General features: G+C 60.5%; 15 protein-coding genes. 11 read left to right on the top strand and 4 right to left on the bottom strand.

What is annotated here, in order from left to right; all coding sequences use genetic code 11:
• The first annotated feature begins 136 nt into the window (after positions 1-136).
• Positions 137-2623 (top strand): circularly permuted type 2 ATP-grasp protein, encoded by a 2487-nt coding sequence (locus AB4N92_RS14815; protein ID WP_010213590.1) that lies wholly within the window; start codon positions 137-139, stop codon positions 2621-2623.
• A complete protein-coding gene (locus tag AB4N92_RS14820; RefSeq protein ID WP_236266915.1) occupies positions 2623-3513 on the top strand; it encodes a transglutaminase family protein in 891 nt (296 codons plus the stop codon). Before AB4N92_RS14815 ends, AB4N92_RS14820 begins: the two co-directional genes overlap by 1 nt.
• A gap of 46 nt (positions 3514-3559) precedes the next feature.
• Here the strand turns inward: AB4N92_RS14820 and AB4N92_RS14825 are convergent, their stop codons facing one another.
• Positions 3560-3742, bottom strand: coding sequence for a hypothetical protein (locus AB4N92_RS14825; protein WP_010213587.1), 183 nt, complete (start codon positions 3740-3742; stop codon positions 3560-3562).
• A gap of 332 nt (positions 3743-4074) precedes the next feature.
• Here AB4N92_RS14825 and azu point away from each other — a divergent pair, with 332 nt between their 5' ends.
• A complete protein-coding gene (azu, locus tag AB4N92_RS14830; RefSeq protein ID WP_010213586.1) occupies positions 4075-4521 on the top strand; it encodes an azurin in 447 nt (148 codons plus the stop codon).
• A 136-nt stretch (positions 4522-4657) separates the two neighbouring features.
• Here the strand turns inward: azu and nadE are convergent, their stop codons facing one another.
• The 3 genes from nadE to AB4N92_RS14845 form a co-directional block, all read right to left on the bottom strand.
• Entirely contained in the window at positions 4658-5485 is an 828-nt protein-coding gene (gene nadE, locus AB4N92_RS14835) for an ammonia-dependent NAD(+) synthetase (protein ID WP_010213585.1), read from the bottom strand.
• A 3-nt stretch (positions 5486-5488) separates the two neighbouring features.
• Positions 5489-6703 carry a nicotinate phosphoribosyltransferase gene (pncB, locus tag AB4N92_RS14840; protein WP_010213584.1) on the bottom strand — a complete coding sequence of 405 codons (1215 nt, stop codon included), beginning with the start codon at positions 6701-6703 and terminating at the stop codon, positions 5489-5491.
• A gap of 207 nt (positions 6704-6910) precedes the next feature.
• Positions 6911-7801 carry a LysR family transcriptional regulator gene (locus AB4N92_RS14845; protein WP_044286560.1) on the bottom strand — a complete coding sequence of 297 codons (891 nt, stop codon included), beginning with the start codon at positions 7799-7801 and terminating at the stop codon, positions 6911-6913.
• A gap of 154 nt (positions 7802-7955) precedes the next feature.
• On the opposite strand from AB4N92_RS14845, the gene amaB reads away from it, so the two are divergent.
• The 8 genes from amaB (at position 7956) to AB4N92_RS14885 (ending at position 17983) form a co-directional block, all read left to right on the top strand.
• Positions 7956-9446: an L-piperidine-6-carboxylate dehydrogenase gene (gene amaB / locus AB4N92_RS14850; RefSeq protein WP_010213580.1), complete on the top strand. Its 1491-nt coding sequence runs from the start codon at positions 7956-7958 to the stop codon at positions 9444-9446.
• 178 nt (positions 9447-9624) lie between these two features.
• The gene (amaA, locus tag AB4N92_RS14855) at positions 9625-10908 is read left to right on the top strand and encodes an L-pipecolate oxidase (RefSeq protein WP_010213579.1); all 1284 of its coding nucleotides are present in this window, start codon (positions 9625-9627) and stop codon (positions 10906-10908) included.
• A gap of 374 nt (positions 10909-11282) precedes the next feature.
• Complete coding sequence (locus AB4N92_RS14860; protein WP_010213577.1) at positions 11283-12419, top strand: branched-chain amino acid ABC transporter substrate-binding protein; 1137 nt, start codon at positions 11283-11285, stop codon at positions 12417-12419.
• A gap of 231 nt (positions 12420-12650) precedes the next feature.
• Positions 12651-13565, top strand: coding sequence for an ABC transporter permease subunit (locus AB4N92_RS14865; RefSeq protein WP_010213575.1), 915 nt, complete (start codon positions 12651-12653; stop codon positions 13563-13565).
• A gap of 2 nt (positions 13566-13567) precedes the next feature.
• On the top strand, positions 13568-14845 hold the full coding sequence (gene livM, locus AB4N92_RS14870) for a high-affinity branched-chain amino acid ABC transporter permease LivM (RefSeq protein WP_010213574.1): 1278 nt from the start codon (positions 13568-13570) through the stop codon (positions 14843-14845).
• Complete coding sequence (locus AB4N92_RS14875) at positions 14842-15717, top strand: ABC transporter ATP-binding protein (RefSeq protein WP_010213571.1); 876 nt, start codon at positions 14842-14844, stop codon at positions 15715-15717. Before livM ends, AB4N92_RS14875 begins: the two co-directional genes overlap by 4 nt.
• Positions 15714-16430: an ABC transporter ATP-binding protein gene (locus AB4N92_RS14880; protein ID WP_010213569.1), complete on the top strand. Its 717-nt coding sequence runs from the start codon at positions 15714-15716 to the stop codon at positions 16428-16430. Before AB4N92_RS14875 ends, AB4N92_RS14880 begins: the two co-directional genes overlap by 4 nt.
• Positions 16431-17215: 785 nt before the next feature.
• Entirely contained in the window at positions 17216-17983 is a 768-nt protein-coding gene (locus AB4N92_RS14885) for an SDR family oxidoreductase (RefSeq protein ID WP_010213568.1), read from the top strand.
• Positions 17984-17993 lie beyond the last annotated feature (10 nt).

The raw sequence follows: 17993 nt of genomic DNA on the forward strand, positions 1-17993 counted from the left end.
GGGCTTGCTCGCGAATGTGGTCCATCAGCCGATACATGTATTGACTGGCCCACCGCATTCGCGAGCAAGCCCGCTCCCACATTAGATTGCCGTAATTTGAGTTAATCTGAGCCCCCTTGCCTCTGCCGAGCGTTCCATGTCCGACTTGCTCGACCGTTACCCGCTGACCGCGGGCACTTATCACGAACTGCTGGACGACAGCGGTTCGGTGCGTGCCCATTGGCGGCGCCTGCTGGACCACCTGCAACGCAGCACACCCGCGCAACTGGCCCAACGCCAGGCGCTGTTGACCCGGCAGATCCAGGAAAACGGCGTGACCTACAACGTCTACGCCGATCCCAAGGGCGCGGATCGCCCGTGGGAGCTGGATTTGCTGCCCCATGTGTTGGCCGCTGATGAGTGGCAGCACCTGTCGGCCGGTATTGCCCAGCGTGCGCGCCTGCTCAATGCCGTGTTGGCGGACCTGTACGGCCCGCAGCGCCTGATCAAGGAAGGTTTGCTGCCGGCGGAGCTGGTATTCGGGCATAACAATTTCCTGTGGCCGTGCCAGGGCATCCAGCCACCGGACGGCGCTTTCCTGCACCTGTACGCCGTGGACCTGGCGCGCACACCGGATGGCCGCTGGTGGGTCACTGCCGATCGTACCCAGGCGCCGTCGGGTGCCGGTTATGCGCTGGAAAACCGCACCATCGTGTCCCGGGCCTTTCCGGATCTTTACCGTGACCTGCAGGTGCAGCACCTCACCGGTTTCTTCCGCACCTTGCAGGAAACCCTTGCCCGCCAGGCGCCTGGTGATGACCAGCCGCCGCTGATCGTGCTGCTTACGCCCGGCCGGTTCAACGAAAGTTACTTCGAACACCTCTACCTCGCGCGCCAGCTTGGCTACCCGTTGGTGGAGGGCGGCGACCTTACCGTGCGCGACAGCACGGTGTTCCTGAAAACCCTCAGCGGCCTGCGTCGGGTGCACGCGATCATGCGTCGTCTGGACGATGACTTCTGCGACCCGCTGGAGCTGCGCACCGATTCGGCCCTCGGCGTACCTGGATTGCTGGATGCCGTGCGCCAAGGCAACGTGCTGGTGGCCAATGCCCTGGGCAGCGGCGTGCTGGAATCCCCCGGCTTGCTGGGCTTCTTGCCGAAGATCAACGAGTTCCTGTTTGGTGAAGCACTGATCCTGCCGTCCATCGCCACCTGGTGGTGCGGTGAAGCGCCGGTGCTGGCCGAAGCGCTGGAAAAAATGCCGGAGCTGTTGATCAAGCCCGCATTCCCGTCCCAGAGTTTCGCGCCGGTGTTCGGCCGTGACCTCAATGACGAACAGCGCCAGGCCCTGGCCGAACGTATGCGTGCGCGGCCTTACGCCTATGTCGCCCAAGAGTTGGCGCAACTGTCCCAAGCGCCGGTGTGGCACACCGTGGACGACCACCTGCAACACCGCGCCATCGGCATGCGTGTATACGCCGTGGCCAGTGCCGAGGGTTACCGCGTGCTGCCTGGCGGCCTGACGCGGGTGGCGGCCGAAGCCGACGCCGAAGTGGTGTCGATGCAGCGCGGCGGCGCCAGCAAGGACACCTGGGTGCTCGGCGAACGCGCCGCCGGTGGCGAACACTGGCGTGCACAGCGCGCGATTGGCGCCCATGACCTGGTGCGCCGCGATCCTTATCTACCTTCCCGCGTGGTGGAAAACCTGTTCTGGTTCGGCCGTTACTGCGAACGCTGTGACGACAGCGCGCGCTGGCTGCGTATCGTGCTGGCGCGTTATGTGGATGGCGACGACCCGCTGGCCTTGCAGGCGGCCGTCGAGCTGGGCGAAAGCCTGCGGCTGCTGCCGGAGGAGGGCGAATTGCCCGAACGCCTGCTGGCGGCGCTGCTCGGTGATGACTGGCCATCGAGCCTGCGTGCCAACTTGCAACGCTTGCAGTGGGCGGCATCGCAGGTGCGCGGCAAGCTGTCCAGGGAAAACTGGCAGGCCTTGGTGGAGCTGCAACGTGAAGCCCTGGAGCTGGAAAGCGAGTCACCGGATTTTGGCGAGTTGCTGGATTTCCTCAACCGCCTGGTAATGTCCCTGGCGGCGCTGTCCGGGTTTGCCCTGGACGATATGACCCGTGACGAAGGCTGGCGCTTTTTGATGATGGGCCGGCGCATCGAGCGCCTGCAATTTCTTAGCAGTAGCCTGGCAGCCTTTCTGCGTGGCGTGGCGGTATTTGATCAGGCTGGGTTGGAGTGGTTGCTGGAGTTGGGCAACAGCAGCATCACCTACCGCTCCCGCTACCTGGCGGTGCCGCAGTTGATCCCGGTACTCGACTTGCTGCTGCTCGACGAGCAGAACCCCCACGCGGTGTTGTTCCAGCTCAAGCTGGTGAGTCGCACCCTGCGACGCCTCAACGATGACTTTGGTGTGCCGCGGGAAACCGGCCTGGGCCCATTGGTGGAGCGCCTGGCGCGATTCGACCTGGGCTGCCTGGAGAACCCGCTGTTTGGTGAATCCAGCGTGCGTGCGGCGTTGGACGGCCTGGCCGACCTGCTGCAAGCGGTGGCCGATGAGAGTGGGCAAGTGTCGGACCGCCTGGCCTTGCGTCACTTTGCCCATGTGGATGATGTCAGCCAGCAAACGGTGTCGGTGTGATGAGTGCGCGCTACCAGATTTTCCACGATACCCATTACCACTATGACAGCCCGGTGTCCCTGGCCCAGCAGCTGGCGCACCTGTGGCCACGACCGTGCGCCTGGCAGCGCTGCAGCTCGCAGCAACTGGATATCAGCCCGGAACCGACCTCGCGCCGCGACGAGCTGGACGTGTTCGGTAACCCTATCACTCGGCTGGCATTCGAGCGGCCCCATGATGAATTGCTGGTGAACGCCGGGCTGACCGTGGAAGTACTGGCGCGGCCGGCGCTGGATTTCCAGCAATCACCCGCCTGGGACCAGACCCGCGACAGCCTGACCTACAGCAGCCAGGCTATGTCCGATGAGCTGATTGAAGCCTGTCGCTACCGCTTCGAATCGCCCTACGTGCACTTGAAGAAAACCTTCGTCGAATTCTCCGAGAGCTGTTTCCCCGCTAGCAAACCGTTGCTGCTGGGCGTACAGGCGCTGATGGAAAAGATCTTCAGCGAATTCACCTTTGATGCCGAAGCCACCCAAGTCGCCACGCCGCTTGTCGAAGTGTTGGAGCGCCGCCGTGGCGTGTGCCAGGACTTCGCCCACTTGATGCTTGCCTGCCTGCGCTCGCGAGGCCTGGCGGCGCGCTATATCAGCGGTTATCTGCTCACCCAGCCACCGCCCGGCCAGCCACGGCTGATCGGCGCCGATGCATCCCACGCGTGGGTCTCGGTGTATTGCCCGGTATCAGGTTGGGTGGATTTTGATCCGACGAACAATGTGCAGCCGGCACTGGAGCACATCACCCTGGCCTGGGGCCGGGATTTTTCTGATGTGTCGCCGTTGCGAGGGGTGATTCTGGGGGGAGGGAGCCACGACCCGGAGGTGCGGGTGACGGTGATGCCGCTGGAATAACGCTTGATTGTGTCGAGCCGGGCGGGCCGGCTCAGCACAAAGGAATTTATTCAGCCGGATCTTTTGGTGTTTCGGTCTCTTCGCTCGTTTCTTTACCATCAACATCGGCGTTCAGCCCATTGGCCTCTTCTTCTGCAGCGGCTTTCTTGCGTTGCAGTTTTTCCTCTTTCTTCTGCTCCTTGGCCAAGTCTCTCTGACGTTTGGCGAAGGAGTAATTAGGTTTGGCCATGGGCGATCCTCTAAGGTCGAAGGTGAGGGTGGCGGCGCGCAGCTGCCTTGGGACGACATGGTAGCAGCTTCAGGGTGCGCTTGGCCTTCACTTACCGCAGGCGTAGGCGGCCAATAGGCCGTTGAACAGTTGGTCGAGGCGCATGGCTCGGACTCCGATGGGTGATGAGCCGATCATAGGCAGGTAGCAGTACTTTGGCTGGTAGATTGTGTTGATAAGGCTGATAGCCTAAAGTTGTATACAATCTGTTGATTCAGATCATAAGAATTCCTGCCTGCTTCAGGCACCCTTGTCGCAATTCGCGTTTTCTAAACCCTGCCTTGGAGATTCACATGTTTGCCAAACTCGTTGCTGTTTCCCTGCTGACTCTGGCGAGCGGCCAGTTGCTTGCTGCAGAGTGCAAGGTCACTGTCGACTCCACCGACCAAATGTCCTTTAACACCAAAGCCATTGAAATCGACAAGAGCTGCAAGACATTCACCGTTGAGCTGACTCACTCCGGCAACCTGCCGAAAAACGTCATGGGCCACAACTGGGTGCTGACCAGCGCGGCCAACATGCAGCCGGTTGCCACCGACGGCATGGCCGCCGGCATCGACAAGGATTACCTGAAACCCGGTGACGACCGCATCATCGCCCACACCAAGATCATTGGTGCCGGTGAGAAAGACTCGGTGACCTTCGACGTGTCGAAGCTGGCCGCCGGGACTGACTACGCGTTCTTCTGCTCGTTCCCAGGCCACATCTCGATGATGAAAGGCACTGTGACCGTCAAGTAAGACCGCGTTATCGTTCTTCGCGAGCAAGCCCGCTCCCACATTCGACCGCGTTCCCATGTTGGAAATCGGTCAAGTGTGGGAGCGGGCTTGCTCGCGAAAGCGGTCTGAAAATCAGTACAAACCTATCGGGTTCACTTCACGGCGCAAACGGCATGACCCGCTTGTGCTCGGTCTTGCGGTACGTGTCGCAGATAATCCTAAACGCTTCCTCACGCACCGGCTCGCCGTGCAGGAATGCATCGATCTCGGCATAGGTCACGCCATGTGACGCTTCGTCCGGCTTGCCGGGTGACAGGTCTTCCAGGTCGGCTGTCGGGACTTTCTCCACCAACGATTCCGGCGCACCAAAGTGCCGCGCAATCGCACGCACCTGGTTTTTCACCAGCCCGCTCAACGGCGCCAGGTCGCACGCGCCGTCACCGAACTTGGTGAAAAAGCCCATCACCGCTTCCGCTGCATGGTCGGTGCCGATCACCAGGCCACCGGCCGCGCCGGCGATGGTGTACTGCGCCACCATGCGCATGCGCGCCTTGGTGTTGCCCAGCACGAAATCCCGGGACACCGCCGCCTTGCCTTCAAACGCGGCCACTTCATTGGCCAGGGCCTTGACCGCCGGACCGATGTTCACGGTGTGGCGCTCGTCCGGCTCGATGAAGTCCACCGAGGCCGTGGCATCGATTTCGTCAAACTGTGTTTCGTAGGGCAGGCGCACCGCGATAAAGCGGTAAGCCTCATCACCGGTATGTTCCCGCAGCTCTTTCATCGCACGTTGAGCCAAGAGGCCTGCGGTTAGGGAATCGACGCCACCGCTGATGCCCAGCACCAACGTCTTGAGCCCGGAATTTCGCAGGCAGTCCTGGATAAAGGTCACGCGGCGGGCAACCTCGGCCTCAAGGGCGGCCTGGTCGTTGAACGGCGCTTGGACCTTGAGCTGTTCAGCAATCTCACGCTGTACGGCTTGCATGATTCACTCCTTGCTAGAGATGGCAGGTACTTTGAAAACATGACGCAAATAGGCGACGAAATTCGGGTCGGTGCAGTGTGTCTTGCCCGCTTCATCGGAGATCTTCGCGACGGGCTGGCCATTGCAGGCGGTCATTTTAAGCACGATGCTCATCGGTTCCACACCTGGAATGTCGCACGTCAGGTTGGTGCCGATGCCGAAGCTCACGTTAATGCGACCACGCAGCGCCCGGAATATCTCCAGCGCTTTTGGCAGTGAAAGGCTGTCGGAGAATACCAACGTCTTGCTCATCGGCTCGATGCCGAGCTTGTGGTAATGGGCGATGGCTTTTTCCGCCCATTGCACGGGGTCGCCGGAGTCATGGCGCAGGCCGTCAAACAGCTTGGCGAAGTACAGGTCGAAGTCGCCCAGGAACGCATCGGTGGTGATGCAGTCGGTCAGGGCGATGCCCAGCAGGCCACGGTATTCGCGGACCCAGCAGTCGAGTGCGGCGATCTGGCTGTCGATCAGGCGGGGGCCCAGTTGCTGGTGGGCCATGATCCATTCGTGGGCCATGGTGCCCAGTGGCTTCATGTCCAGTTCGCGGGCCAGGTGCACGTTGCTGGTGCCGACGAAACGGCCGGGGAAGTCGTGCTTGAGTACGCTGACCACTTCTTCCTGCACGCGGTACGAGAAGCGCCGACGCGTGCCGAAGTCTGCCACTTGCAGCTCCGACAACTCGTCACTGCTGGCATTGGCGGTCAGCCAGTCGAATTTGCGGTACAGCTGTTCGCGAGCCTGTTCGAGGACCACGGTCTGGTAGCGGTAGCGGTTACGCACTTCGCTGACGATGGCCAGCATCGGCACTTCAAACAGGATCACATGCAGCCATGGCCCGCGCAGACGAATGAATAATTCGCCGTTTTCGATACCGGTCTGCACGTAACGCAGGTTGAAACGGAACAGCCCGAGGAAGCGCAGGAAGTCCGGCTTCATGAAGCTGATGCGCTCCAGGAAACCCAATTGGTCGGGGCTCAGGCTCAACTCGGCGAGGCGTTCGATCTGGTAGCGGATCTCCGCCAGATAGGGACGCAGGTCTTCGCTGTTACGGCAACGAAACTCCCATTCAACTTCCACGTTGGGGTAGTTGTGCAGCACCGCCTGCATCATGGTCAGCTTGTAGAAGTCGGTGTCGAGCAAGTTCTGCACGATGCGATCGGCAAACACACTCTCGCTCATAACGGGAATCTCCAGACGGGTCGGCGATGGTCGCCGGCCTTTACGCACAATTAAGGAAGGGGGCTAGTGGCGCATAGACCTGTGGGGTTTTGCCAGTGATTTTTTCGGTGAAGCCACTGGCGCCATCGCAGGCAAGCCAGCTCCCACATTTGAAACGCATGCCAAACTGGGGGAGGTGGCTTGCCTGGGGTGGCGATTTTCCAGGCGCTAAAGCACCTGCTCCATCATCCACTTCACGAACTCGCGAACCTTGGGCACCTCCGCCGAATGCTCCGGGTAGGCCAGGTAATACGCGTCCTCACTCGGCATCGCATGCTGCCAGGGGATCACCAGCTTGCCGTCGGCCAGTTCCTCTTCCACCAGGAATCGCGGCAACAGCGCCACGCCACAGCCGACCTGCGCTGCACGGATGCACATATAAAAGGTGTCGAAACGCGGCCCGTGATAGCTGTGCTCGGTCTGGTAGCCCTGGCTGGCGAACCAGTCATGCCAGCCTTGGGGGCGCGAGGCGTTTTGCAGCAGCACCAGGTTGCTCAGCTGTGTGGGGTCGGTGAACGGCTGTGCGGGCAAGCTCTCCGGCGCGCACACCGGTACAAGTTCTTCGCTGAACAGCTTCTGGCTCTCGGTGCCGGGGCGTGAACCCTGGCCGAAGTAGAAGGCCATGTCGGCCTTGCCTTGCAGCAGTTCGTCCGGCTCCTGCTCGTTGCACAGGTCGAGGTGGATCTGCGGATGGCGCAGCCGCCAGCCCTTGAGGCGCGGCACCAGCCAGCGTGCGCCGAAGGTGTAGGGCGTGGACACCCGCAGCACTTCGGTTTCGCCGCCGTAGGAGCGCAGGTAATGGGTAGACATCTCCACCTGGGTGAGGATCTTGCGCACTTCCACCAGGTACAGGTCGCCGGCCGGGGTCATCTGCAAGCGACGGCGCACGCGACGGAACAGCAGATGCTGCAGCAACTCTTCCAATTGCGCCACCTGCTTGCTCACCGCGCTCTGCGTGAGGTTCAGTTCCTCGGCGGCGCGGGTGAAGCTCAGGTGGCGGGTGGCGGCTTCGAAGCACTGCAGGGCGGTGATCGAGGGCAAATGTCTTTTGTTCAGCACGGCACGCCTCTTTTTATTTTTTGCATGAATAAACGGAATGATATCTCGCCTAATCGTCGTTTGTTGGCAAGTCTTGGGCCAGCTACAAATAAGGTCTGGATCGTCGTGCGGGCCGCGGCGCAATTTTTCTGTTTTTAAAGTGAAGGAGTGACCCATGGTTGCCGCATTGCTTGATCGTCTCGGGGTAAACCCGGCGCTGTACCAGTCGGGCAAGCAGCCCGTGCATTCGCCGATCGATGGCAGCCGTATCGGCAGCGTGCACTGGGAAGGTGCCGCCGAGGTGGAGCAACAGGTCAGTCGTGCGGAGCATGCATTCGAGGCCTGGCGCAAAGTGCCGGCCCCGCGTCGTGGCGAGCTGGTGCGCCAGTTCGGTGACGTGTTGCGCGAATACAAGGCCGACCTGGGCGAATTGGTGTCGTGGGAAGCCGGCAAGATCACCCAGGAAGGCCTGGGTGAAGTCCAGGAAATGATCGATATCTGCGACTTCGCCGTTGGCCTGTCGCGTCAGTTGTACGGCTTGACCATCGCCTCCGAACGCCCAGGCCACCATATGCGTGAAACCTGGCATCCGCTGGGCGTGGTTGGTGTGATCAGTGCGTTCAACTTCCCGGTCGCGGTGTGGGCGTGGAACACCACCCTGGCGCTGGTATGCGGCAACGCCGTGATCTGGAAACCCTCGGAAAAGACCCCGCTCACGGCTTTGGCCTGCCAGGCGTTGTTCGAGCGCGTGCTGAAGAAATTCGACGGCGCCCCTGAGTACTTGAGCCAAGTGATTATCGGTGGCCGCGATGCCGGGGCCGCACTGGTGGACGACCCACGCGTCGCCCTGATCAGCGCCACCGGCAGCACGCGCATGGGCCGTGAAGTGGCGCCGAAAGTCGCCGCACGCTTTGCCCGCAGCATTCTGGAGCTGGGTGGCAACAACGCGATGATTCTCGGCCCAAGCGCCGACCTGGACATGGCCGTGCGCGCCATTCTGTTCAGCGCCGTCGGCACTGCTGGTCAACGCTGCACCACCCTGCGTCGGCTGATCGCCCATGAGTCGGTGAAGGCCGAAATCGTCACCCGTCTCAAGGCCGCCTATTCCAAGGTGCGCATCGGCCACCCGCTGGAGGGCAACCTGATCGGCCCGCTGATCGACAAGCACGGCTTCGACAACATGCAGGACGCCCTGGAGCAAGCCTTGAGCGAAGGCGGCAAGGTGTTCGGCGGCAAGCGCCAGTTGGAAGACCAATTCCCCAATGCCTATTACGTGTCGCCGGCCATTGTGGAAATGCCCGAGCAAAGTGATGTGGTGTGTACCGAGACCTTCGCCCCGATCCTCTATGTGATCGGCTACAGCGACTTCAACGAAGCCCTGCGCCTGAACAACGCCGTGCCTCAAGGCCTGTCGTCGTGCATCTTCACCACCGATGTGCGGGAGGCTGAGCAGTTCATGTCAGCTGTGGGCAGCGACTGCGGTATCGCCAACGTCAACATCGGCCCGAGCGGCGCGGAAATCGGCGGTGCGTTTGGCGGTGAGAAAGAGACCGGTGGCGGGCGTGAGTCGGGTTCGGATGCGTGGCGCGGGTACATGCGTCGCCAGACCAACACCGTGAACTACTCGCTGGAATTGCCGCTGGCCCAGGGCATTACCTTCGACTAAACCACTGACGAAACGCGGTTGAAAATGTGGGAGTGGGCTTGCTCGCGAATGCAGGGTGTCAGTCAATAGATTTACAGCTGATCCACCGCATTCGCGAGCAAGCCCGCTCCCACATTTGATTGGATTAACCAGGCGACACTGAATTTAGTTGTTTGTTAGGTCTCATCGGAGTCTGGCAATGGCACTGCGCGAAACATGTTTGTGGGAACACCTCACCCCCAGCCGGCCGGACCGTGCCGCGCTCAAGGGCGAGGTCAAGGTGGATGTGTGCGTGATCGGCGCCGGAATAACCGGTTTGTCGGCGGCCACGCATTTGCTGGAGCAAGGTAAAAGCGTCGCTGTGCTGGAGGCCCATCGCACCGGCCATGGTGGTTCGGGGCGCAATGTGGGACTGGTCAACGCCGGTATGTGGATCCCGCCGGACGAAATCGAAGCCGGTTTCGGCGAAGCGGTGGGCAGCCAGCTCAATCGCATGCTGGGTGCGGCGCCGTCCCTGGTGTTCAGCCTGATCGATAAATACAACATCGATTGCCAATTACGCCGCGAAGGCACCTTGCACATGGCGCACAACGCCCGTGGCGAGGCGGATTTGCGCAGCCGTGAAGAACAATGGAAGCGCCGTGGCGCGCCGGTGGAGTTACTCACCGGCCAGGCCTGCGAGCAGGCCACCGGTACTAAAAGGATCGCCGCCGCCTTGCTGGATCGGCGTGCCGGTACCCTGAACCCGATGGCCTACACCAGTGGTTTGGCCAACGCGGCGGTCGGTCTGGGCGGGCAGTTGTTCGACCATTCTCCTGTCACCCAGCTGGAACGCCAGGGCGCGCACTGGTCGGTGCAAACCGCGCAGGGTTCAGTGCAGGCTGCACAGGTGGTGATTGCCTCCAACGCCTACACCGAAGGCGAGTGGACCGAACTGCGGCGCAATTTTTTCCCCGGTTATTACTACCAGGTCGCGTCGGCCCCGCTGACGGACGACGCGGCCAGCCAAATCCTGCCGGGTGGTCAAGGTTCCTGGGACACGCGCCAGGTCTTGAGCAGCATCCGCCGCGATGCCGACGGTCGTCTGTTGCTCGGCAGCCTGGGCAATGGCAGCCAGAAACCGACGTGGTTCCTCAAGGCGTGGGCCGATCGGGTGCAGCAGCACTACTTTCCCTACCTCAAATCGGTGCAGTGGGAGTACACCTGGACTGGCTGCATCGCCTTCACCCCGGACCACTTGATGCGCCTGTTCGAGCCGGCGCCCGGCCTTGTGGCCGTTACGGGATATAACGGCCGCGGCGTGACCACCGGCAGCGTGGTCGGCAAGGCGTTTGCCGACTATTTATGTCACCAGAATCCCCAGGCGCTGCCGATTCCCTTCGCGCCGATGCAACCCCTGGCGGGGGTGGGCTTGCGTAGCTGTCTGTATGAGGCTGGATTTTCGCTGTATCACGCGGGCCAATGCCTGAGGATCGTGATCTGATCAGCGAAATACCGCTCAGAAGCCCGCATTTTCTTAGCAGGCTACTAATCTGTATTGGTGCAAGTCGTAGCAATCACGCACTGTAAATGTGCAGTTCCGTTACGCCGTTTGTTACAGCGATAGGAACTGTCGTTTATAGGTCTGGTTGCAGGTGCGACCTGTCGCGGTTGTACTGTTTGGATCCATTGGTTGCACCTTTAGGTGCTAGAGGGTTGCACGTCCTGGCGAATGGAGCCGAAACACCTGCAATAACAATGACACCGTGTCTTTTTGAAGAATAAAAACGTAATGGCACGCGCCTTGCTCTGGGCTTTCAGTGAAAGGTTTGAATGCAAGTTGTCGTGCCAAAAATCAAAAATATCGGAGCACCACTCATGTCCCAGACGTTTTACAAGAAAGGTTTTCTGGCCCTCGCCGTTGCAGCGGCGCTGGGTGTTTCTACGTTTGTTCAAGCTGATGTGAAGATCGGCGTCGCGGGGCCGATGACCGGTGCCAACGCCGCTTTCGGTGAGCAGTACATGAAGGGTGCCCAGGCGGCAGCCGATGTGATCAACAAGGCCGGCGGCATCAACGGCGAGAAAATCGTGCTGGTGGCCGGTGACGATGCTTGCGAACCCAAGCAGGCCGTCGCTGTTGCCAACCGCCTGGCCGACCAGGACAAAGTGATCGGCGTGGTCGGGCACTTCTGCTCCTCCAACACCATCCCGGCCTCCGAGGTGTATGACGAAGCCGGCATCATCGCCATCACCCCAGGCTCCACCAACCCACAAGTGACCGAGCGCGGCCTGGGGGCCATGTTCCGTATGTGCGGGCGTGACGACCAGCAAGGCATCGTTGCCGGCGACTACATCGTCGACGTGCTCAAGGGCAAGAAAGTCGCCGTCATCAACGACAAGGACACCTACGGCAAAGGCCTGGCCGATGCCACCGCAGCCCAGTTGACCAAGCGCGGCGTCAAGCCGGTGCTGGAAGAAGGCCTGACCCGTGGCGAGAAAGACTTCAGCGCCTTGGTCACCAAGATCCGCTCCACCGGTGCTGACGTTGTGTACTTCGGCGGCCTGCACCCGGAAGCCGGTCCACTGGTTCGCCAGATCCGTGAAGCCGGTTTGAAAGACGTCAAGTTCATGTCCGATGACGGCGTAGTGACCGACGAACTGGTTGCCACTGCTGGCGGCGCGCAATACGTCGACGGCGTGTACATGACCTTTGGCGCCGACCCGCGCCTGCTGCCAGACAGCAAAGCGGTGGTGGAAGAGTTCCGTAAAAACGGCACCGAGCCGGAAGGCTACACCCTGTACGCCTACGCCTCGGTCCAGGCCCTGGCCGCCGGCTTCAACGGTGCCAAGTCCAACAAGGGCGAAGATGCCGCCAAGTGGCTCAAGGCTCACCCGGTAAAAACCGTCATGGGCGAAAAAGCCTGGGATTCCAAGGGCGACCTGAAAATCTCCGACTACGTGGTTTACCAGTGGGATAAAGACGGCAAATACCACCAGCTGGAAAAGCAGAAGTAAGACTAATCACCCAAAGACCCTGTGGGAGCAGGGTTTGTGTGGGCGCTGGCTTGCCTTCGATTGCATCACCTCTGTAGCGCTGAAGTACCGAGGCGTGTGCATCGCAGGCAAGCCAGCTCCCACCCAAGCCCGCTCCCGGAGGGGAGTGGTGTCGTGATGAATATCTGTTTTTTCCTCCAGAAGCGCCGCACACCCTCCGGTGTGCAGGTGCTCACCGCGTGAGATTGCGTTATGGATGGTATTTTCCTGCAGCAACTGGTCAACGGCCTGACCCTCGGGTCGGTCTATGGCCTGATCGCCATCGGCTACACAATGGTCTATGGCATCATTGGCATGATCAACTTCGCCCACGGCGAGGTTTATATGATTTCCGCTTACCTCGCGGCGATCAGTCTGGCACTGCTGGCTTACTTCGGCATCGAATCCTTCCCGCTGCTCATTCTCGGCACCTTGATCTTCACCGTGGTCGTCACCGGCGTTTACGGTTGGGTCATCGAGCGTGTTGCCTACAAACCGCTGCGCAACTCCACCCGACTGGCACCGCTGATCAGCGCCATCGGTATCTCGCTGATCCTGCAGAACTACGCGCAGATCGCCCAGGGCGCCAAGCAACAGGGTATTCCTACCCTGCTGGCCGGGGCCTGGCGTGTCGACATCGGCAGCGGGTTCGTCCAGCTCACTTATACCAAGGTGTTCATCCTTGTGGCGGCGTTTGCCGGCATGGCGTTGCTCACTTATGTCATCAAATACACCAAGCTCGGCCGCATGTGCCGCGCTACCCAGCAAGACCGCAAGATGGCATCGATCCTCGGCATCAACACCGACCGGGTGATCTCCTATGTGTTCGTCATCGGCGCCGCCATGGCTGCATTGGCCGGCGTGCTGATCACCCTCAACTACGGCACCTTCGACTTCTATGCCGGCTTCATCATCGGCATCAAGGCGTTCACCGCGGCGGTACTCGGCGGCATTGGCTCCCTGCCTGGGGCGATGTTGGGCGGGATCATCCTCGGTATCTCCGAGTCGTTGTTTTCGGGGTTGATCAACTCTGACTACAAAGACGTGTTCAGTTTCTCCCTGCTGGTGGTGATTCTGATTTTCCGTCCCCAGGGCCTGCTTGGTCGCCCACTTGTGGCGAAGGTGTAAACATGTCTGCTGCCAAACCCATCGATATCAAGAAAAGTGTGGTCGATACAGTCCTCGCCGGGCTGATTTCACTGGTCGTGTTCGGTCCGATCGTCGGCGTGGTCCTCGACGGCTACAGCTTCAACCTGGAACCGGCCCGCGTGGCCCTGCTGGTGGCCATCGTGATGGTCGGCCGCTTTGCCATGAGCCTGTTCCTGCAAACCCCCAAGGGCGTGAAGATCCTGCAGGGCTTCGAGAGCACCGGCTCCGGCGTGCACGTACTGGCGCCGGACTACAAGTCGCGGCTGCGCTGGATCATCCCGGCACTGATCGTGATTGCCATCGTGTTCCCGATCTTCGCCAACAAGTACCTGCTCACGGTGGTGATCCTCGGGCTGATCTATGTGTTGCTTGGCCTGGGCCTCAATATTGTGGTCGGCCTGGCGGGCCTGCTCGACCTGGGTTACGTGGCGTTCTACGCCATCGGCGCCTACGGCCTGGCATTGGGTTATCAATACCTCGGCCTGGGCTTCTGGACGGTGCTGCCACTGGCGGCCATCGCGGCGGCGTTAGCGGGATGCATACTCGGGTTCCCGGTGTTGCGAATGCACGGTGACTACTTGGCCATCGTGACCCTGGGCTTTGGTGAAATCATCCGCCTGGTGCTCAACAACTGGCTGTCGTTTACCGGTGGGCCCAACGGCATGCCGGTGCCATCGCCGACCTTCCTCGGCCTGGAGTTCGGCAAGCGCGCGAAGGATGGCGGGATACCTTTCCATGAGTTCTTCGGCATCGACTACAACCCCAACATCAAATTCCTGTTCATCTACATCGTGCTTTTCCTGGTGGTGCTGGCCGTGCTGTACATCAAGCATCGCCTGACCCGCATGCCGGTCGGCCGCGCCTGGGAAGCCTTGCGCGAAGATGAAATCGCCTGCCGTTCCATGGGCCTGAACCACGTATTGGTCAAGCTTTCGGCGTTCACCATTGGTGCCTCCACCGCCGGTCTGGCCGGGGTGTTTTTTGCCAGCTACCAGGGCTTCGTCAACCCGTCGTCGTTCACCTTCTTCGAGTCGGCGCTGATCCTCGCCATCGTGGTACTGGGCGGCATGGGCTCGACGGTCGGCGTGGTGATCGCGGCGTTTGTATTGACCGTCGCACCGGAACTGCTGCGCAGCTTCTCCGAATACCGCGTGCTGCTGTTTGGCGTGTTGATGGTGGTGATGATGATCTGGCGACCGCGCGGCTTGATTCGGATCAGCCGTACCGGTGTGACCCCACGTAAAGGAGTGGCGCCATGAGCAAGGAAGTCGTGCTCTCCGTGGAACATTTGATGATGCACTTCGGTGGCATCAAGGCCTTGAGCGATGTGAGTCTCAAGGTCGAACGCAACTCGATCTTCGCCCTGATCGGCCCCAACGGCGCCGGCAAGACCACGGTGTTCAACTGCCTCACCGGCTTCTACAAAGCCAGCGGCGGCAAGATCGAACTGAACATTCGCGGCAAGCGGACCAACGTGATCCAGTTGCTCGGTGAACGTTTCCAGCCCACCGACTTTGTGTCGCCCAAACGCTTCTTCAGCCGGGTGTTCTACAAGATGTTCGGCGGCACCCACTGGGTGAACCGCGCCGGGTTGGCGCGGACGTTCCAGAACATTCGCCTGTTCAAGGAAATGTCAGTGGTGGAAAACCTGCTGGTGGCCCAGCACATGTGGGTCAACCGCAACATGCTCGCGGGTATCCTCAACACCAAGGGCTACCGCAAGGCCGAAAGCGATGCCCTCGATCACGCCTTCTACTGGCTGGAAGTGGTGGACCTGGTGGACTGCGCCAACCGCCTGGCCGGTGAGCTCTCCTACGGCCAGCAGCGCCGCCTGGAGATCGCCCGCGCCATGTGCACCCGGCCGCAGATCATCTGCCTGGACGAACCTGCTGCGGGCCTCAACCCTCAGGAAACCGAAGCCCTCAGCGCGATGATTCGCCTGCTGCGCGACGAACACGACCTGACGGTGGTGCTGATCGAACACGACATGGGCATGGTGATGAGTATTTCCGACCACATCGTGGTACTGGACCACGGCAACGTGATCGCCGAGGGCGGGCCGGACGCGATCCGCAACGACCCGAAAGTGATTGCCGCCTATCTGGGCGCCGACGAAGAGGAGCTGGTATGAGTGCACCTATCCTCGAAATGAAGGACCTGGACGTGTACTACGGCCCGATCCAGGCCCTGAAAAAAGTCTCGCTGCATATCAACGAAGGCGAAACCGTCAGCCTGATCGGCTCCAACGGCGCGGGCAAATCCACGCTGCTGATGTCGATCTTCGGCCAGCCACGGGCCGAGTCGGGCCAGATTCTCTACAACGGTGTCGACATTACCCACAAATCGTCGCACTACATCGCTTCCAACGGTATTGCGCAGTCACCGGAAGGGCGGCGGGTATTCCCCGACATGACCGTCGAGGAAAACCTGTTGATGGGCACCATCCCCATTGGCGACAAGTTTGCCCAGGAAGACATGCAACGCATGTTCGAGCTGTTCCCACGGCTCAAGGAACGACGTAATCAACGCGCCATGACCATGTCCGGCGGCGAGCAGCAAATGCTCGCCATCGCCCGCGCGCTGATGAGCCGGCCCAAGCTGTTGCTGCTCGACGAACCGAGCCTGGGCCTGGCGCCGATTGTGGTGAAGCAGATCTTTTCCACCCTGCGTGAGCTGGCATCCACCGGGATGACCATCTTCCTGGTGGAGCAGAACGCCAACCACGCGCTGCGCCTGTCGGACCGCGCGTATGTGATGGTTAACGGCGAGATTCGCCTGACAGGCACCGGTAAGGAATTGCTGGTGAATGAGGAAGTGCGCAACGCCTACCTCGGCGGGCACTAATCTAAAGGTTGGCGCAGCCCCCTGTGGGAGCGGGCTTGCTCGCGAATGCAGTGGATCAGTCAGTACACCTGAAACTGACCCACCGCACTCGCGAGCAAGCCCGCTCCCACATTTGTTTTGTGGCATTCACAACGTCTCCGCCAAATTGTGGAAAACAAATCCAGGATCCCTCCAAAGCGCGACATATAGCCGCCGCAAATCTCTGTTTTGTCACAGTTTTGACTTGTCCCCATCCGCTGTGGAACCGGCTGTGGGTAACGTGGGAGTAGCTGGCTGAAAGCCAATAACCGCGTGGCTTGTAGCGCGACGGTTGTTTTTTGATCAGCTGGTTTTTGGCAACCGGTAGAGGTCTTTGTCAACCTGTTTATAGACACAGGTATATGACCGAAATATGTCTCGCCAGCCTGTGGATAAGTCTGTGACTAAACTCTGGAAAGACGGCCGCAGAGGCCGGAATGACTGGCCTGGAGCCATCGTTCTGTTTTTTCGAGGGGCGACGGGCCTACATACGCCCCGGCCAAGGTCAAGCAAAAAACTTTCTAAAACCGCCTGTAGCCCTTATGAATAGAGGCCTGAAGCATTGTGTAGTTGCCCCCAAAGACTGTGGGCGCAGTTGTGGATAACCTGCGCGCATATGGCTACAAGCCACGGTCTGTATGGCTTTGCGTGACGTGGTTAAAAAGTGATCAGTCCAGTGTCAAGTTGTGTGCTTAGCGGTTGCCGCAATCGCGGCGTAAGGGCATTCTGCTGGCTGATTTTTTCCCGATGCCCGCAAGGAGAACACCATGTCCGACACGCTGTTTATTACTGGCGCAACCTCAGGTTTCGGCGAAGCCTGCGCCCGTCGTTTTGCCGAAGCCGGCTGGAAACTGGTGCTCACCGGCCGTCGTGCCGAGCGTTTGAATGCGCTGGTCGAAGAGCTGTCCAAGCAAACCGAAGTGCACGGCCTGGTGGTGGACGTACGGGATCGCAAAGGCATGGAAGACGCGATCGCCAACCTGCCGCCGTCGTTCGCCACGCTGCGCGGGCTGATCAACAACGCCGGCCTGGCCGTAGGCACCGACCCTGCGCCCAAGTGCAACCTCGATGATTGGGAAACCATGGTCGACACCAACATCAAGGGCCTGCTGACCACCACCAACCTGCTGCTGCCTCGCTTGATCGCTCACGGTCGCGGCGCGGGCATCATCAACCTGGGCTCGATTGCTGGCAATTACCCGTATCCGGGCAGCCACGTGTACGGTGGCTCCAAGGCGTTCGTTAAGCAGTTCTCACTGAACCTGCGCTGTGACCTGCAAGGTACTGGCGTGCGGGTAACCAATATCGAACCGGGCTTGTGCGAGAGCGAGTTCTCGCTGGTGCGTTTTGGCGGTGACCAGGCGCGGTATGACGCGACTTATGCGGGGGCCGAGCCGATCCAGCCGCAGGATATTGCAGACACGATCTTCTGGGTCATGAATACGCCAGCGCATGTGAACATCAACCGGTTGGAGTTGATGCCGGTGAGCCAGACCTGGGCTGGCTTTGCGATCGAGCGTGGGGCCAAGGCTTAAGACCGCTTCG

The sequence above is a fragment of the Pseudomonas sp. S3_A09 genome, from assembly GCF_054668065.1.

Excerpts from the sequence above, each read along its gene's own strand:
- AB4N92_RS14880 (WP_010213569.1), top strand. The coding sequence starts at position 15,714 with ATGAGTGCACCTATCCTCGAAATGAAGGACCTGGACGTGTACTACGGC.
- AB4N92_RS14825 (WP_010213587.1), bottom strand. The coding sequence starts at position 3,742 with ATGGCCAAACCTAATTACTCCTTCGCCAAACGTCAGAGAGACTTGGCC.
- AB4N92_RS14860 (WP_010213577.1), top strand. The coding sequence starts at position 11,283 with ATGTCCCAGACGTTTTACAAGAAAGGTTTTCTGGCCCTCGCCGTTGCA.
- AB4N92_RS14875 (WP_010213571.1), top strand. The coding sequence starts at position 14,842 with ATGAGCAAGGAAGTCGTGCTCTCCGTGGAACATTTGATGATGCACTTC.
- azu (WP_010213586.1), top strand. The coding sequence starts at position 4,075 with ATGTTTGCCAAACTCGTTGCTGTTTCCCTGCTGACTCTGGCGAGCGGC.
- nadE (WP_010213585.1), bottom strand. The coding sequence starts at position 5,485 with ATGCAAGCCGTACAGCGTGAGATTGCTGAACAGCTCAAGGTCCAAGCG.
- amaA (WP_010213579.1), top strand. The coding sequence starts at position 9,625 with ATGGCACTGCGCGAAACATGTTTGTGGGAACACCTCACCCCCAGCCGG.
- pncB (WP_010213584.1), bottom strand. The coding sequence starts at position 6,703 with ATGAGCGAGAGTGTGTTTGCCGATCGCATCGTGCAGAACTTGCTCGAC.
- AB4N92_RS14865 (WP_010213575.1), top strand. The coding sequence starts at position 12,651 with ATGGATGGTATTTTCCTGCAGCAACTGGTCAACGGCCTGACCCTCGGG.
- amaB (WP_010213580.1), top strand. The coding sequence starts at position 7,956 with ATGGTTGCCGCATTGCTTGATCGTCTCGGGGTAAACCCGGCGCTGTAC.
- AB4N92_RS14885 (WP_010213568.1), top strand. The coding sequence starts at position 17,216 with ATGTCCGACACGCTGTTTATTACTGGCGCAACCTCAGGTTTCGGCGAA.
- AB4N92_RS14820 (WP_236266915.1), top strand. The coding sequence starts at position 2,623 with ATGAGTGCGCGCTACCAGATTTTCCACGATACCCATTACCACTATGAC.
- livM (WP_010213574.1), top strand. The coding sequence starts at position 13,568 with ATGTCTGCTGCCAAACCCATCGATATCAAGAAAAGTGTGGTCGATACA.
- AB4N92_RS14815 (WP_010213590.1), top strand. The coding sequence starts at position 137 with ATGTCCGACTTGCTCGACCGTTACCCGCTGACCGCGGGCACTTATCAC.